Origin of the sequence: Pseudomonas medicaginis (assembly GCF_965119365.1) — a bacterium.
Lineage (GTDB): Bacteria > Pseudomonadota > Gammaproteobacteria > Pseudomonadales > Pseudomonadaceae > Aquipseudomonas.
In genome coordinates, this window is record NZ_OZ221631.1 from 1934801 (window position 1) to 1953017 (window position 18217).

Here is an 18217-nt window from a genome sequence, read left to right on the forward strand (position 1 = left end):
CCCGCGCACAGCCGCCATAATTGCCGAAAGACGAAGACTCCCTTTTGGAGTGAGCTTACTCACGGTGACGGCCTGACAGCCAACCTATATTCCCAAACAAATGGCCTGGAAAACGCCCTTTTTTCCGTCTTCATTCATTGACGCCAGAATAATGGCTATCTAATATCGTGCCACTATTTTGATGTCGCTTTCGGCCGGGGGCAAATACTGCCTCCTCGGTAACGAAGTCGCGCCTGGCTTTGCTGCCTAGGGACTTCCGCACGGACGTATTCCTTCAAATTTCTGCTGTAACGAGACCTGATCATGGACGACCGCCAATACGCCTTCCTGGCCCGCCAACCTTCTGCTGCCCTGAAAAACCGCGAGCGGTTTCTCGGCATGCCCAAGCGTGGCCTGGCGTTCCTGCTGGCCAACGTCATGTTCTGGCAACCGATGTGGGCCCAGGCCGACGGCATTGTCGTCAGCGCCCCGGGTACCGGCCTCAGTCAGGCAGGCAACGGCGTGCCCATCGTCAACATCGCCAAGCCCAACGGCAGCGGCCTGTCCCACAACCAGTTCAGCGACTACAACGTCGGCAGCAACGGCGTGATCCTCAACAACGCCACCGCCCGCACCCAGTCCACGCAACTGGGCGGGATCATTATCGGCAACCCGAACCTCAACGGCACGGCCGCCACCACCATCCTCAACGAAGTCAACGGCGGCAACCCCAGCCAGTTGCGCGGCTACACCGAAGTGGCCGGGCAATCGGCCCGCGTGATCGTGGCCAACCCCTACGGCATTACCTGCAACGGCTGCGGCTTCATCAATACCCCGAAGGCGACCCTGACCACCGGCAAGCCAATCATCGAGAACGGCCAGGTGAGTCGCTATCAGGTCGACCAGGGCAGTGTCGCGATCGAAGGCGCGGGCCTCAACGCCAACAACGTCGACAGTTTCGAAATCATCACTCGCAGCGCCAAGATCAACGCTGAGATTCAGGCCAAGAACCTGACCATCGTCGCCGGGCGCAACGACGTCAACGCCGACACCTTGAGCGCCACGGCCCGCGCCGACGACGGCAGCGCCAAGCCGCAACTGGCTATCGACTCCTCGGCCCTGGGCGGCATGTACGCCGGCGCGATCAAACTGGTGGGCACCGAGGCCGGTGTTGGGGTGAAGCTGGATGGCAAGCTGATCGCCAGTGGCGGTGATATTCAGCTCGATGCCAACGGCCACCTGAGCCTGGCGCAGACCTCGGCCACCGGCACGATCAACGTCAAAGCCGCGAGCCTCGATGCCCAAGGTCCGATCTACGCCGGCACCACGTTGAACGCCCGGGCCCAGGGCAACCTGAGCAACCAGCAGAGTCTTGCGGCGCGAGACAGCATTACGCTGAACGCGGGTGGGCAGTTGACCAACAACGGCATTATCGAGGCCGGGGTCAACGCGGATAACACCCGTAACGCGGCGGGGGATGTGAGCCTGACGGCGCAGAGCCTGAATAACAATGGTCAGAGCGTTGTTGCCAGTCGTAACCTCACCGCCAACGTGGCGCAGACGCTGAGTAACCAGGGCGGAACCCTGAGCGGCGGGCAGACCACCACGGTCAACGCCGCGACCCTGGACAATCAAAGTAAAGGACGGGTGCTCAGCAGCAATACGCTGAACGTCACCGCCAACACACTGCTCAATACCCAGGGCACAGTCAGCAGCAACGGCAACCTGACGGCCAATGTCGGGCAGTTGAATAACACCAGTGGCGAATTCACCGGCTTGAACGGCGTTACGTTGCGCGTTGCTTCGCTGGACAACGTAGCGGGTCTGGTCGCGGCGGGGCAGGGGTTGGTTATCAACGCCAGCAGCCAGGTGAACAACCGCAGCGGCCGGATCACTTCAAGCAAGAGCGTGCAGCTCAGCGCTGCGTCGATGGATAACACCGCAGGCCGCTTGCTCAGTGACGGTGCGCTCACCGCCAGCATGTCGGCGCAGTTGCTGAATCAGGCGGGATTGCTGTCTTCGGCCGGACTGCTGACCCTCAACGCGGCGAGCCTGGACAACCGTCAGAGCGGCATCGTCACCACAAGCCAGGCTGCCAGCCTCACCGTTGGCACGTTGGATAACCGCGGCGGTGAGCTGTCGAGCCAGGGTGCCCTGGCGCTGACCGGCACCGAGCTGAGCAACGGCAACAGCGGCAAACTGATCGCCTACGACGACCTGCGCCTGACCCTGGAACGCCTGACCAACCAGAGCCAAGGGTTGATCTCCACCCGAGGCGCCCTGGCCGTCAATGCCGGGCAACTGGATAACCGCCAGGGTTCGCTTTACGCCCGGCAAGGGATGAACCTGGACCTGCGCGGGCAACTGCTCAATGCCCAAGGCAGCCTCAAAAGCGACACCAGCGCCAGCGTCAAAGCCGCCGGTATCAATAACGATGCGGGCCAGTTGACCAGCGTCGGTGCGTTGAACATCGACAGCGCCGCGACCCTGAGCAACCTCGGCGGTAGCGTGATCAGCGGCGACACGCTGGCACTGAAGGCCGGTCAGGTGAACAACACCTCTGGCCGCATCGCCAGTGGCAAAGCCCTGAATGCCAGCGTCACCGGGCTGGAGCAACAGAACGGCCAATTGGTCAGCAACACCAGCCTTTCCCTCGACCTCAACCATGGGCAATTGAACAACCAGGGCGGGCTGATCAGCACCCCCGGCGCGCTGCTGTTGAACAACCTCGCCGCCGTGAACAACCGTGACGGCGAGATCTCCAGCGACAAGGCCTTCAGCCTGAATGCAAACAGCCTGGACAACAGCGCCGGCAAGGTCGTCAGCAAGCAGGGCCTCAACCTGACCATCGCCCAGGCGTTGAACAACGCCCAAGGATTGGTCTCGGCCAATGGCCTTGCCGTGCGCGCCGCCAGCCTGGACAACAGCGGCGGCACCTTGAGCAGCGACGCCGACCTGAGCGTGGACGTCGACGCAACGCTGACCAACCTGGAGGGCGAAGTGTCCAGTGCCGGTCTGACCCGGCTCAACGCGATGACCCTGAATAACCGCAACGGTCAGGTGCTGGGCGATAACGCCTTGACCATCAGCCTGGGCGGTGCGCTGGACAACCGCGAGGGCGTGCTCGGTTCGGGCAAGGTCGTGGACATCCAGGCCGTGAGCCTGAACAACGGCAACGCTGGCCAGGTGGTCAGTGACGGCAGCCTGACCGCACGCATCAGCGGCCTGCTGGACAACCAGAGCCAGGGCGAAGTGATCGCCAAGGGCGCACTTGACCTGCAAACCGGTAGCCTCGACAACCGCGGCGGTCGCCTCACAGGGGTCGACCTGCTGACCGTGCACAGCGATTCGCTCGACAACCGTGGCGGGAACATCCGCGCCGACAAGGCGTTGCAATTGACGGTCGATCAACTGGACAACCGTAACAACGGGATCATCACCGGCAAGGCCGGCGTCGGTGTCGAAGTCACGCGGCTGGACAACAGCGGTGGCCTGCTGAGCAGCGTCGGCCCGCTGAACTTGAAGGCCAATGAGGTGCAAAACGCCCTTGGCCGCATCTCCAGCCAAACCGACCTCACCGCGCTGATCGATACCCTGCAACAGCAGGGCGGCGCGCTGGTATCACAAGGCAACCTGAGCCTGACCGGCAGCGTTCTGGATAACCGCAACGGCGGCTTGGTCGGCACCACAAAAGCGCTGGACTTGCAGGTTAAGCAGGTCGATAACCGGGCGGGCGAATTGTCCGCAGGGCTTGGCGTTAAGGTTGGCGGTCAACGCCTGGACAACAGCGACGGCGGCAAACTGATTGCCGGCAGCGCTCTTGAATTGAAAGTTGCGCAACTGATCAACCAGACCAAGGGGCTGATTCACGGCCAAGGCCGCCTTACGCTCACAGGCAGTACGCTGGACAACAGCGGTGGCGCACTCAGCAGCCTTAATGCTTTGGTGATCACACTCGACAACGCATTGTCGAATAACAAAGGCCTGATCAGCAGCGAAGGTGAACTGACCGTCGACGCTGGCAGCCTCGATAACACTGCCGGCAGCCTCGGCAGTGCCGGCACGTTGTCGATTGTCAGCCTGTCTGGGTTGATCAACCAGGGCGGCTCCATCAGCACCGACGCTGGCCTGAGCCTCAAAAGCGCCAGCCTGGACAATAGCCAGAAAGGCCTGATCTCGGGCAGCGCCGCCACCCATGTCAGCACCGGCGCTCTCAACAACAGCCAGGGCGGGCGCCTGACCTCGGGCAACACCCTCGAGCTCACTGCCACCCAAGTGAATAACGCCGCCGGCCGTATTGCCAGCAGTCAGGCTCTGACTGCATCGGTCACCGGGCTGGATCAACAGCAAGGAGAGTTGTTCAGCAACACCAGCGTCAGCCTGGACATGAACCAAGGCCAGTTGAACAACCAGGGCGGACTGATCAACGCCCCGGGCCTGTTGCTGCTGAGCAACCTCAAGGACGTCAACAACCAGGGCGGTGAAATTTCCAGCCAGCTAGCGTTCACCCTGGCGGCGCGGAACCTCGATAACAGCGGCGGCAAGCTGCTCAGCAATCAAGGTCTGGTCCTGAGGACAGTCCAGGCCCTGAACAACGCCAAAGGGATCATCTCGGCCGCGTCCGTGGACAGCCACAGCGCCAGCCTGGATAACAGCGATGGCTTGATCAGCAGTCTCGATCAGCTCGATTTGAACGTAGATACCCTGCTCGACAACCAGCGCGGTTCGCTGGTCGCCGATGGCGCGCTGACATTGAACGCTGATCGCCTGGACAACCGTGCCGCCAGCATCGCCGGCAAAGCGGGGCTCAACGCTACCGTCACCGCGCTGGACAACCGTCAGGGCACGCTGGTCAGCACCACGGACCTGACCTTGAAGGCATCCAGCCTGGACAACCGCCAGGCCGGTTTGATCGGCGCTACAAAAGCGCTGGATATCAACGTTGACGACCTCGACAACCGTGGCGGCGAGCTGAGCGGTAACACCGGCGTCGCACTGGTGAGCAAAAACCTCGACAACAGCGATGGCGGTCAAATATTCGCTGGGCAGGCGTTGAAGCTCACCGTGGACAAGCTGCTCAACCGGACCAAAGGCCTGCTCAGTGCCAAGACGCAATTGAGCCTTGACGGCGATTCGCTGGACAACAGCGGCGGCTATCTGGTCAGCCAGCAGAACCAGCGCATCGACCTCAGTGGCGACCTGATCAACACCCAGGGGCAAATCAGTAGCGAAGGTACCCTCGACGTCAGCGCCGCCAACCTGACCAACACCGACGGCAGCCTGTCCAGCGCCGCCAACCTCACCGTTAAAAGCCTGGGCCGCCTCGACAACCAGGGCGGCGAACTGGTGACCGACGGCGCGTTGCTGCTCACCAGCGCGGCGCTGGACAACCGTCAGCAGGGCAGCATCAGCGGCAAAGGTGCGGTGAACGTCACCACCGGTGCGTTCAACAACAGCCAGAACGGACGCCTCAACAGCGGCAGCACCCTGAGCCTCAACGCGGCCCAGGTCACCAACCAGGACGGCGGCCGCATCGGCAGCCAGGGCGCGCTGACGGCCTCGGTTTCCGGCCTGGATCAACAGGGCGGCCAGTTGTTCAGCAACACCTCGCTGAGCCTGGACCTGAACAACGGCCAGCTCAACAACCAAGGCGGCCTGATCAACGCCCCCGGCTCGTTGCTGTTGAAAAACCTTAACGGCGTGAACAACCAGGGTGGCGAAATCTCCAGCGCCCAAGCGCTCACCCTGGCGGCTAAAAACTTCAACAACGACGGCGGCCGGCTGCTCAGCAACCAGGGCCTGACCCTGCGCATCGCCCAGGCGCTGAACAACGTCAAAGGCCTGATCGGCGCGGCCTCCCTGGATACCCAGGCGCAAAGCCTCAATAACAACGGCGGTACGTTCACCAGTCGCAGTAACCTCGTCCTGGCGATCGATCAACAGCTGGATAACCAAGCCCAAGGCCTTATCAGCGCCGCGCAGTTGCTCACGCTCAACAGCGGCGATCTGAACAACCAGGGCGGCAGCGTGCTGGCAGGCGGCGCTCTGCTCCTCAATGCCATGGCGCTGAACAACAGCGCCAACGGCCTGATCAATGCCCAAGGTGGTCTCACTTTGGGTGCTGACTCCCTGGACTCCAGCGACGGCGGTGAAGTGTCGGCCAAGGGCGACATGAACCTGACCCTGGCGGCGCTGACGCAAAACGGCGGTCGACTGCTGGGTGAGCAAGCGGTCACGCTGAACCTGGGCAACAGTGACCTGAATAACCGCAATGGCCTGATCACCGCCAAAGGCCCGCTGATCTTTAACGGCTTGCGCAACCTGAACAACCAGGGCGGCGAAATTTCCAGCAGCCAGAGCTTCAGCCTTCGCGGCCAGGCACTCGATAACAGCGGCGGCAAGCTGATCAGCAGCCAGAACCTGACGCTTGATGGCACCAGCCTGGTCAATCAGGGTGGTTTGATCTCCGGATGGCAAGGGCTGCAGGTCAGCGGCACCCGCCTGGACAACCGCAACAACGGCACGCTCTCCAGCCGCAATGGCGACGTCGGCGTCACCCTCAGCGAGGCGCTGCTCAACAGCGGTGCCGGTGCCTTGGTCAGCCAGAAAAAGCTGACCGTCAGCGCGGCCAGCCTGGACAACAGCGCCGGCATTCTTTCCAGCGGCGCCGACCAGACCCTGACCGTCACTGGCGGTTTGCTGAACAACGCCCAAGGCGGGTTGATCGACAGCGGCGCCGCCCTGGTCATGGATGCCATGACCCTGGGTAACGTCGGCGGTACTGTCAACGCGCAAAAAGCTTTGAGCTTCACCGGTACCAGCCTGGATAACGGCAGCGGCAGTCTGATCGGCAACGCTGCCGTCATCCTGAACCTCAAGGGTGCCCTGGACAACCACGGTGCCAAGCTTGCCAGCGCTGGCCCGTTGACGGTTCAAGGTGCGACGGCGATCAACAACCAAGGCGGTCAATTGGTCAGCCAGGGCGAAATGACCTTGGGCACCGGCACCCTGGACAACAGCAATACCGGCACTGTTGCCGCAAAAAATGCGCTGACGATCACAGCCTCCGGAGCTGTGCAGAATCATACCAACGGCCTGATCTACAGCCAGACGGCGGACGTTGAGCTCAATGCCGCGAGCCTTGCCAACGGCCAGGGCGAGATGCAAGGCCAGACCGGCCTGAGTCTTGAACTGCGCGCAGGCCTGGGCAACCAGGGCGGCAAACTCATTGCCCAAACCGGCGATTTCAGCGTAACCGCCGCCAGCATCGACAACCGTGGCGGCACCCTAGCCAGCCTCAAGGGCGCCCTTGAGGCGAGAACCGTGGGGGTGCTGCGTAACGGCTTCGATGTGAACAACAAAGGCGGCGTGATTCAAGGCCAACGCCTGGACCTGCGCGCCTTGGCCGGGCTGAACAACAACGGCGGCCGGATTGCCGCTCAGGCGGGCGATATCGTCATCGACACCGCTAGCCTGAATAACCGCAATGGCGGTCTCTACGCTTCCGGGTTGATCAAGGTCACCGGCACCGGTGCCAGCCTGGACAACACTGCCGGCCAGATCGCCGGCAACGCCATCAATTTGGATCTGGACGGTGCCCTGACCAACCGTGGCGGCATTGTGGAAAGCGACAGCACCCTGGCGGTCAGCGCTGCAAGCCTCGATAACCAGACAGGCCAACTGAGAGCCCTTGGGGTAACGGGCAAAACCGATTTTCAGATCGGCAGCCTCTTCGACAACCGCAATGGCAAGCTGGAAAGCGCCAACAGTCATCTGACCCTGTCCGCCAATAGCTTCCTCAATGGCGGCGGTCAATTGCTGCATCTGGGCGACGGTACGTTCGACATCTCCCTGGCCAACGTCACCGGCGCCGGCGGCGACATCGTCACCCGTGGCGGCCTGACGCTCAAGGCCGACACCTGGACCAACACCAGCGCCATCCAGGCCGGACGGCTGACGGTCGACGTCAACAATTTCACCCAGACAGAGACTGGGCAATTGCTGGCTTCGACGCAGTTGGAGGGTAAAGGCGGGAACTGGGTTAACAACGGGTTGATTGCCAGTGATGGTGGCCTGGGGTTGCAGTTGACCGGGCGATATAGCGGCAATGGCCGCGTCACCAGCCTGGGCGACATGACGGTAGATGCCGCTGCGATCGAGCTGAGCAGCGTGGCGAGTATCACCGGCGGCGGGACCACGACCATCGGTGGGCGCGGGGGCTTGAGCAGCCTGAACAACTACGGACGGCTGACGTCGGCGGGTGCCCTGAATATCAGTGCGGGCACCGTTAATAACTATGGAACGGTTGCCGGTGCGGATGGATTGAAACTGACGGCTTCGACCTTGTTGAACGACCAGGGTGGGTTCTTGTTCAGCGGTGCGGATATGAAGTTTCGGGTAGGGAGTCTTACCAACCGTAAGTCGGATGTTTATGCGTTAGGGAATATTGATGTAGCGCGCACTGACCTGGGGGGACGGTCGGCGTTGATGGAAAATGATTCGGGCACTATGGAGAGTGGGCGGGATTTTTCTATTAATGCGGATTCGATTATTAATAAGCGGGGGGATTTTAAGACTGAGGCGGAGTTGTATTCTTCGGCGTTGGGGGTTCGCTGCTATAGCTGTGATTCAGTCCCAAGTAGTTGGAGGGATCGGCAACCTTCATTATATTTGGTTTATTTACAGCAATATCGGGTTAAGATTTCTGGGGATGCGACGGCTAAAGCCGCTTCGTTGAGTGCAGGAAAAAATCTGATCGTTAAGGGTTCCTCTTTTTTGAATTCAAATTCACTTGTTAGTGTTGGAGGTGATATTAATTTTGCAGTAAGTGAGTTTGAGAACTCAGGTGCGGCTCTGGGTGACTACACGACCTACCAGTATTTTGACGATAATCTTTCTTTGTCGGAAATGAGGGAGGTTGTAAATTACAATATACGTAACGACGCGGGCTACAATGAGGATCTGCGCTTCTGGAATGCGGCGGGTACTGAATCCCCAGTTTATTCTAATGTTTTGCGTGCTGGCTCCAAGAATCCGGATAAAGAAACCTACCAGATTATCGGTCCGGTGGTATTTCTGCTCGCATCGGGTTGGAATACATCGTCGGCAATTATATTTGGACAGTCTGAGTTTGCCGCGGGCAGTCGCGCGGAGCTACCTGATTTTATTAAGAAAATAAATCCATTTAAACAGGAGGTTTTTACTTCCACCGCATCCGACAACTTTGCCACTGCCACCATCCAAGCCGGCGGAAATGTCTCCATCACCGCAACAAACAAAATCACCAACGGTGTGGAGCGCCCATTCTCCACCGGCATAACAACTTCGTCCCGCAGCACTACAACCGCCGCCGCAGGATCAGGCAAAACCACGGTCGTGACCCTGAACAGCCAGCTCCCACCGGACTTGGCTCAACAACAAATAAACCCTCTGACACTCCCTGGCTTCAGCCTCCCCACCGGGCAAAACGGCCTGTTCCGGCTCAGCGGGCAGGCTGCCAGCGATGCGTCAGTCTCCCAGACGCCGGCCGTGTCGCAGAGTTGGACAATCGGCGGCGCCAGCGTGAGCGCATCGAGTCGATCCACCTCCACTCCAACCGCCAATGTCCGCGATATCCAGATCGCCGATGTCACCCAGGGTTCCACCGCCGAACGACAGGTGCAGTTGTTGAATCGTGAGAGCGGCGGCGTCACGGCTGGCGCGTCCGCCATTCAGGTCGCCGTTCCAACGGACTCGTCCACAGGCACGCCGCAACTGCCAGGGCATTCCCTTGACGGCACCATCACCCGTGGCGACGACATTGCACTGGACACTTCAGGCACTCCGCCAATCGGCGTAAGTCGTCCAACCGACGCCTCGGTAAGCGCGCCAGTGCCTGTCACCGGTCAAACGTTGGCGCGGGTAACGGGCTTGCCAAGCACGGCGGTTGCCTCGACGCCACATAAATACTTGATCGAGACCAACCCGGTCCTTACCGACCTCAAATCATTCACCAGCTCGGATTATCTGCTGACAAAACTCGGCTACGACGCCGACACCAGCGCCAAGCGCCTGGGCGACGGCCTGTTCGAGCAAAGACTCATCCAACAAGCCGTCGTCGCCCGCACCGGCCAACGCTTCATCGACGGCCAAACCTCCGACGAGGCGATGTTCAAGTACCTGATGAACAACGCCATCGCCAGCAAGGACGCCCTCAACCTGTCGGTAGGCGTCACCCTCACCGCCCAACAAGTCGCCGCCCTGACCCACGACATCGTCTGGCTCGAAGAGCACGAAGTGAACGGTGAAAAAGTCCTGGTGCCGGTGCTGTACCTGGCCCAGGCCAATAATCGCTTGGCGCCTAATGGGGCGTTGATTGCCGGTCAGAACGTTACGTTGATTGCCGGCAAGGATCTGGAGAACGCCGGCACGCTTCGGGCCACGAAAAACCTCTCCGCATCCGCAGGTGAGAACCTGACCAACAGCGGATTGATGGAAGCCGGCAACCGTCTCGACCTGTTGGCTGGCAACGACATCGTCAATAAGTCCGGCGGCATCATCGCCGGGCGTGACATCAGCATGAATGCGATCGTTGGCGACATAATCAACGAGCGCACATTGACCACTGCAAGTGTCAGCAACAGAGGCTCCACCCAGAGGCAGGACTACGCGGATAGCGCCTCGCGTATAGAGGCGGCCAACGACCTGTCCATGGGCGCCGGTCGAGACGTCAACAGCGTTGGCAGCGTTATGGTCAGCGGCCGCGACACGCAAATCGATGCAGGGCGGGATGTGAATATCGTCTCTGCGCAGCAACAGACCTCCAACACCGGTCGTACCCGCAGAAGTTCGATCACCCAACTGGGCTCGGAGGTGGATGCGGGTCGCGACGTCACTGTGAACGCAGGTCGAGACTTCAATGCCATCGCGAGCCAGATCAGTGCCGACCGCAATGTAGCCTTGGCCGCTGACGAGAACATGACAATCTCCTCCGGCGCCAACGAAACCCACTCTTACTACAAGTCGAAAAAGGTCACGGCCCAAGAGGACCACGTCAAACAGATTGGCAGCGCTATTAGTGCTGGAGGCGACGTGAGGTTGGATGCCGGGAAAGACCTGGCGCTTATCTCAAGTCGCATCAGCGCGGGTGATGAAGCGTATCTGGTGGCTGGAGAAAGCCTGGCGCTTCTGGCCGCACAAGACAGCGATTATTCGCTGTATGAGAAAAAGAAGAAGGGCAGTTGGGGGAAGAAACAGAGTCGGCGTGATGAGCTGACCAAGGTGACTCATGTGGGGAGTGAGATTACCACTGGGGGTGATCTGATCTTGGTTTCCGGTGAGGATCAGCATTATCAGGTAGCCAAGCTGAACAGTGGCGATGACCTGACGATACAAAGTGGTGGCTCGATTACCTTCGAAGGTGTGAAGGATCTGCATAAAGAAGACCATTCAAAAAGCAAAAGCAGCATGGCCTGGAGTTCGATGTCGGGCAAAGGTCACACCGACGAAACTCTGCGTCAGACACAGATGGTCGCTGCCGGTGCCATCACGATCAAAGCAGTCGATGGGTTGAACATTGATCTCAAACAGGTCAACCAAGACACCGTCCACCAGTCGATCAAGGCAATGGTCGACGCAGACCCGCAACTGGCCTGGTTGGCGGAAGCTGAGAAACGCGGTGACGTGGATTGGCGGCAGGTCAAGGAAGTCCACGACTCTTATAAGTACAGCCACTCAGGCATGGGGCCGGCTGTGCAGATGATCATTGCGATTTTGGTGGTCTATTTCACAGCAGGTGCGGCCAGTGGCTTGATTGGCAGTATGGCTGGTGCCACCGCAGGTTCAGGGACCGCCATGGCAGCCGGAACAGTGGCCGGATCGACAGTAGTCGGTGGCACAGTGGCCACTTCAACTGTGGCCGCAGGTTGGGCGAACGTGGCGCTCACGGCTGTCGCGACGGGGGCTGCGAGCAACGCCACTATTAGCTTTATCAATAACGGTGGAAATCTGGGGGCCGTATTCAAGGATGTAACTTCTTCGGATGCTTTGCGCGGTTATGTGGTGTCGGGGGTAACGGCGGGATTGACGGCCAGCATCTTCGACAAGATGACCAGTACCACCACCACTGTGGAGGGCGCCTTGCCGAACGCCGGCAAAGTCATTGCGCAAGGCGGTTTAGGGAGTTTGGAAGGCATCGGTCGGTTTGGCGCCAACCAACTGTTGCAGAACGGTACGTCAACCTTATTGGACCGGGCACTTGGTGGTGACAGCCAGTTCGACGATGCCCTGCGTTCCAGTTTGGCGAACACCTTTGCTGCGGCGGGATTCAATCTCGTTGGGGATCTTGGCAAGAAATTCGATTTGAAAGAAGGGGGGCTGGCCAAGGTTGGCTTGCACGCGGTCATGGGCGGACTGGCCGCTGAGGCGGCTGGCGGTGATTTCAAAACCGGCGCGCTGGCTGCGGGTGCCAACGAGTTGTTGATTGATAGCTTGGCCGAGCAGTACACCAAAATGACCAAGGAGCAAAAGGACAAGCTTCTGGTGATGAACTCCCAGTTGATTGGCGTGCTTGCAGCCGCCGCACAGGGGGGAGATGCAAAGAGCCTTCAGACCGGTTCATGGGTAGCGGGGAGTGCGACTTCCTATAATCGGCTGTTGCATTCGTCGGAGAAGAAAGCGCTTGCTGATGAGGCCAAGGCTCTAGAGAAACAGGGCAAACCCCAGTCAGATATGTCTTGGGAGGAAGTACTACTTCTCGCGGCCAATGCTCAAGTGGATGCTACCGAAAACGCGCGGTTGCAGGCACTTGTAAACAGCTTTCCCCCAGGCAACCCTGAGGGTCAGCACCTTGCACAAGACTTGCTAAAGGCGACCAGTAGCATTCAAGGATTGGCTGCTCAGAACATTGCACTCACATGGAGTGATGGCCGCACAATCGTCGCCAATGGCGCCGAGGTACATGCGTTTCAGGCGACGAAGACTCAGTTTGCCGATCCCGCCTTGTTCAATACTGCTTCCCAATGGTCCAGCAACAACAACTGGGCTAATGACCCTGAGATCGTTCCCACGGCCTGGAGGGAGCAATTCGGTGGAGACGCCGTCACTTATCTGAGGGAAATCGCAGGGGTTTCCAGCAGCAGGGACGAGTTCAACGACTTGGTGAAAAGGGTTTCAACTATAGTCGGCGGTGGGATCGAAAGCGTCACTTGGGATCTGGATGCTGCGCTTGCTGTTACGGGCGCACCTGCGGTATTAAGGGCTTTGCTGGCTAGGCGGCTTGCTGCGGCAGGTGGTGCCGCAGGCGGTGCAAAAGGACCTTTGAATACCTTGGACGGTGTTCCTGGTCGAGTCCAGTCTCGAGTCAACTTGGCTAATGATGGTATGGAGCACTTGGCTTCACGTCACTTGTCGGGCAAAGTAAATGCAAGCCAGTTCTCTATAGGGGAGCCTGAGTTGCGTGGTCTTCTGCAGAGCAAAACGGTTGTGAGTACACCGGTCACACGAATGGTAGACAGTGCTGATGGCGTGCGCTATGTGCGCGAAGTTGATGTTGGGCGTTCTATTGGTACGGATAAATTCAGTGGTGGACAGCCAACCTCGATAATGACTGTTATGACTGATAAATTTGGGAATCTAGTAACAGCTTTCCCAGGGGTGCTCAAATGAACTCTCGTGAACATGTCCGAGCGGATTTGCTGAGCTCTATGGCGTCTATGCTTTCAGGGAGCACCAATCCTCTCCTGTTAGCTGCTCTTAAAGCGGCTTTTCCATGGTTGTCTTTTGCTCTGATCGTTAACTGGATTCCTGAGCAGGCCGAGGATATTTACTGGGTGTTGATCGACTTAGATCGTATTGCGACTGTAGAAATCTCGCGATTAAGTAGTGACTTAGCAGACGTATCAGTCGAGGTGTTAGATTTAAATAAATATAAGGAGCGTCGCCTTTCCATTGAAAGCCGCAGAAAGCTTGAGGTCGCGATTGATCTGATGAGGGAAAATTACGCTAGCTAGAGGCTTTCTCTAGTGGTGCAAAAGGCACATTGAACGTATCTTTGCTTGATGAGCTAGCTGCTAATGGGGTGAAATTTACACGAGTGGAAAAGGAGTGGAAAAGGGGACAGATTTATTTTTCAATCCTCTGCTACGCTGAAAGCTTCCAAGGATATAGGAAGCGAATATGCCAAGAATGGGACGTATTGTTTTACCGAATTACCCGCATCACGTAGTACAGCGCGGCCATAATCGGCAGGTAGTATTTGCGGCGGCGGAGGATTATCAGCGCTATCTCTCCGATCTGCGCGAGCTAAAGGATGCGTTCGGTGTGAAGGTCTATGCCTATTGCCTGATGACGAATCATGTCCATTTATTGCTAGCTCCAGGGGAGTCGACCGTTGGGCTGGGGCAGTTAATGAAAGCACTGGCTGCCCGTGCGACGCGCTATCGAAATCGATTGGAAGGGCGTTCAGGCACCTTGTGGGAAAGTCGTTACAAATCCAGCGTAGTGCAATCGGATTCATATTTGCTTGCTTGTAGTCGTTACATTGAATTGAATCCTGTACGTGCTCGTATGGTCGCCGATGTCGCAGACTATGCATGGTCGAGCTATCGAAGTCGGGTAGATGATGAATCTGGCGGGTGCTGGTTAGATGCTGATCCATGCTTCATGGCCTTGGGTGATACCTCGATGGAGCGGCGGCTTCGATATGAAGAGTTTGTGCACCAGGCGATTCCGACTGATCAGCTTCGATTAATCCGCGATGCTTTGCAGCGAGGTCAACTGACGGGAACAAGCCGTTTCGTAGATGAGGTCGAGCGGATTGTGGGTTTGCGGGTAGAACAGCGAGGGCAGGGGCGGCCGAGGACTGAGCCGGGAAAATAAATCTGTCCCCTTTTCTCTGGAAGGACTTTCTAAAGCATGTATTATTTAGTTGTGTGGGATAAAGATCTAGCATCCGTTGGGCAGGATGGGTGTCTTGATAAGGTTGAAATTCCTTTAGATGTAGCGAGCTTTTTCTTTAAGCTGGATGTCGAGCAGTTTCCAATTCTTTCTAGCTTAAGCTTTGATGACTACGATATGTTTTCTGATTCGCAGATTGAGTCGCTAGTGGATGAGTTGTTAGCTGTCGTCAGCTTAAATCCGCAAATTCTTGAACTGGTAAAATTAATGGTGAAATTTATTCTTAAGGCGAAGTCTTTAAGAAAAAATATTTTGTTTGATCCGTTTAGGGTGAATTAGTTGGTGTTTACAAGAGGCAGGAAATATGTGATGAGGGAAAAGGGTAAGGGAAAAGGGGACAGATTTATTTTTTGATTTTTTATCGGATCAAATGGTAATGCGCCAGCTTTTTGTACTGGTTGGATATATGGTTCGGAGAAATAAATCTGTCCCCTTTTTGCGCGTAGGCTGCAGGATGGCCGAACCGTTTGGTTGGAAAACGGTACCGATGCTGCCGGACTGCAACACATCTACAAGCGACACGAAGTCGATTTCTTAAATAAAGGTATCTCACGTGAAAAGTGAAAAAGGGGACAGATTTATTTTTCAACTCTCTGCTACGCTGAAAGCTTCCACGGATGGAGGATCCTTATATGCCCAGAATGTTTTACCGGGGGGGGCGGCCGAGAGTTGAGTCGGGAAAATAAATCTGTCCCCTTTTTGCTGGTCCCCTTTTTGCTTCGTATTCCAAGGACCAAACATGCTACCCAGAGCTATCACAACAGGACTTCTATTGGCATTGGCCGGTTGTACCAATATCACAGTCGAGCCAGTTGCCTCTCAATATAAAATCTCGCATCTCTGCATCGAAGAAAATCCGAAAGTGGTGACGGGTGATTTCGTGGATGGCCTGCAAACACTGCTGCGTCAGCACGGCATCGAAAGTCGGTTTTACGCCGCGCCTGTTCCAAGTAGTTGTGAGTATCGTCTTGCTTATACCGCCACTTATTCCTGGGATATTGCCCGGTACTTGTCCGATGCTAGCGTCCGGCTCTTCAAGGGCGATCAGCAGATAGGTTTTGGGCAATACCATTTGGCGGGCGAGGGTGGTTTAGATCCTTCCAAGATAGCCTCAGTCGAGCAGAAAATGACACCTGTTATTAATCAGTTATTAGAGAATAATAAATGAGTTCAACATTAAAAAGTATGCCGGTCCTATTGCTCATACTGATGTTGGTTGGCTGCGCTCACACCAGCTCCAGTCAACCATATTTTGAGCCGCCGCCATTACCACAGGGCAAGGCGCTGATTTACATGATGCGGACCCAGGTCCTTCTAGGCAGCTTTTATGACAGCGTGTTCAGTATCAACGACAGTGCGGTTGTAGGACTCAACAACAAAACCTATTCCTGGGTGCAGGTAAGCCCGGGCTTATATAAGATATCGGCCGGGCAGCATCCGCATCCCAACAACGTATTTCTGAACTTGCCGGTCGAACCGGGCAAAGAGTACTTCGTTGAATATACACAGGAGCATGCGGTCGAAATGGTCCGGGTACGGAACGCCGAGGAAGGGAAAGCTATGGTGAAGGGATACTCGTATATACCGGTCAAGTAGTCGCCCTCCCCAAGCTAAACGGGCGACCTTAAAACTCCGGCAAACAACCAATGAACCCCGCGACAGGAAAACCTGGGAAGGGTCAGGGCGACACACTCGAGAAAAAGGGGACCGAGAAAAAGGGGACCGATTTATTTAGGTCAGGAAAATAAATCTGTCCCTATTTTTTTGGGGTAATGTTATTGTGGATGGTAATCATCGATACATCGCAGCTAAGATACTCGGCATGGAATCTAAGGTGGATCCTGGTGTACTGACTACTTATAAAGCAAGTAAGCAACGACCAACTGTGAATCTTGAAATCTCACCTTTGGATTGGGGAAATAAATGATCACTGTAAGGTTTGAGACAGGTGAGTGCATGGAGCTTCCTTTTGAAAGCTTCGTAGGTAAGGATCTTAAAGGTATTAATTTTCATCGTGCCATATTTGAGTACTTGGATTTTAGTGGTTCTGACTTTGCAGGTGCAGATTTAAGGAACTCTGTTTTTTATTTTTCCGTGTTGAATAATGCAAAAATGAAGGGGGTCCCGCTAGTTAATGCCGTATTGACGGGATCCACGATGAGGGGAGTCGATCTTTCTGAGTCTTTACTTATGTACTCTGACTTTTCTAAGGCTGACCTGATGTTGGCAAATCTGAAAAATGCGAATGTGCACGGGGCTGATTTTCGAGGCGCTGATCTGTCGGATGCAAACCTGAACGTATTAGCGTTAGATACGTGTGAACTTCAGGGCGCTATATATACTAGCGCGACTATCTGGCCGGAAAATTTTAATCCGGATAATCATGGTCTTTTAAAAAAAAATGGGGACGCCCATTAGCCGGTTTCAAGTCAAGGTTAAAGGCCATCTCGCCCTGCAGCTTTTAACTGCTGGGTTCCCCTTGCCCCAACCTGCCTGGTTGAACCCGTCGTACCCGTTTTCTCATCAATGGCTACGACCGCGGGAAAATAAATCTGTCCCCTTTTTGTTGATAAGGTTTTATTCAGGCAATGTGAATTTAATTGCTTTGAGGTTGAATTTGATTTTTTAAAAGGAGTTGTGGTTGTTCAAGATATTCTCGACTCGGGCGAAGAGAGTAGCGTAGAAATGCCGATATCAGAGTTTGTTGTTTTTTGTGGGTTGGATGATCAGTAGGGTGGTGCTGGCTCTATAAAGATATCGGCTTTTATAGAAAAGGAATGGATCGGTTTTTGAGTCTGCAGGGCTAAAAATGAAATAGTTATTTTAGAGGGTACAATTTTTCTCTGCTAGGTTTGTCACTCAGTTGCGTGACGAGGGTTGATTGTATAATTTTCAGCTTTGATTTGTTGGCAAAGTTAGAGTATGAATGAAGTGGTCGGAGCATTTATGAATAAAACTATCCTACTGTTGCTAACCTTTATCCTGACATTGCCAGCCTGCAAATCCAACATCCGAGACTCTTCTCCCACTCTGCTTAACAACGGTATCCAACTTCAGCAGAACAAGGTGTCAGTCGACGGTCAGCACGCCAAGGTCATCATGAAAGCGTCAGGTAACACGTTCCCAGTAGAATTTTCAATCAGGCGGGCAGCAGACCCTGACCAGCGCATGGATGTGCAGGGCACTGTGGTGGATGCCGGCCGGGGTAAGGTCTTTGGTTGGATTGCCAAGGTCAACGAAACGGTTCACAGGGTATGACTCACCCACATGGGTTACAAATCAGTTCACGCACATAGGTAACAGT

The 18217-nt window shown here is 56.2% G+C and carries 8 protein-coding genes; all 8 read left to right on the forward strand.

The genetic code is table 11. The annotated features are described in order from the left end of the window. The first annotated feature begins 303 nt into the window (after nucleotides 1-303). The 8 genes from ACMTA2_RS08600 to ACMTA2_RS08635 all read left to right on the forward strand — a co-directional run bounded on the left by ACMTA2_RS08600 (nucleotide 304) and on the right by ACMTA2_RS08635 (nucleotide 18171). Nucleotides 304-13623 carry a two-partner secretion domain-containing protein gene (locus tag ACMTA2_RS08600; protein WP_413794515.1) on the forward strand — a complete coding sequence of 4440 codons (13320 nt, stop codon included), beginning with the start codon at nucleotides 304-306 and terminating at the stop codon, nucleotides 13621-13623. Further along, on the forward strand, nucleotides 13620-13967 hold the full coding sequence (locus ACMTA2_RS08605) for a hypothetical protein (protein WP_413794516.1): 348 nt from the start codon (nucleotides 13620-13622) through the stop codon (nucleotides 13965-13967). The genes ACMTA2_RS08600 and ACMTA2_RS08605 overlap by 4 nt, the downstream gene beginning before the upstream one ends. A gap of 166 nt (nucleotides 13968-14133) precedes the next feature. After that, entirely contained in the window at nucleotides 14134-14835 is a 702-nt protein-coding gene (locus tag ACMTA2_RS08610) for a transposase (RefSeq protein ID WP_413794517.1), read from the forward strand. 36 nt (nucleotides 14836-14871) lie between these two features. Next, on the forward strand, nucleotides 14872-15192 hold the full coding sequence (locus ACMTA2_RS08615) for a hypothetical protein (RefSeq protein ID WP_413794518.1): 321 nt from the start codon (nucleotides 14872-14874) through the stop codon (nucleotides 15190-15192). Between the two features lie 493 nt (nucleotides 15193-15685). Further along, the gene (locus ACMTA2_RS08620; RefSeq protein ID WP_413794519.1) at nucleotides 15686-16081 is read left to right on the forward strand and encodes an Sbal_3080 family lipoprotein; all 396 of its coding nucleotides are present in this window, start codon (nucleotides 15686-15688) and stop codon (nucleotides 16079-16081) included. After that, nucleotides 16078-16509 (forward strand): DUF2846 domain-containing protein, encoded by a 432-nt coding sequence (locus ACMTA2_RS08625; RefSeq protein ID WP_092446288.1) that lies wholly within the window; start codon nucleotides 16078-16080, stop codon nucleotides 16507-16509. Before ACMTA2_RS08620 ends, ACMTA2_RS08625 begins: the two co-directional genes overlap by 4 nt. 360 nt (nucleotides 16510-16869) lie before the next feature. After that, a complete protein-coding gene (locus tag ACMTA2_RS08630; protein ID WP_413794520.1) occupies nucleotides 16870-17331 on the forward strand; it encodes a pentapeptide repeat-containing protein in 462 nt (153 codons plus the stop codon). A 528-nt stretch (nucleotides 17332-17859) separates the two neighbouring features. Then, nucleotides 17860-18171 carry a hypothetical protein gene (locus ACMTA2_RS08635; RefSeq protein WP_413794521.1) on the forward strand — a complete coding sequence of 104 codons (312 nt, stop codon included), beginning with the start codon at nucleotides 17860-17862 and terminating at the stop codon, nucleotides 18169-18171. Nucleotides 18172-18217: the final 46 nt, after the last annotated feature.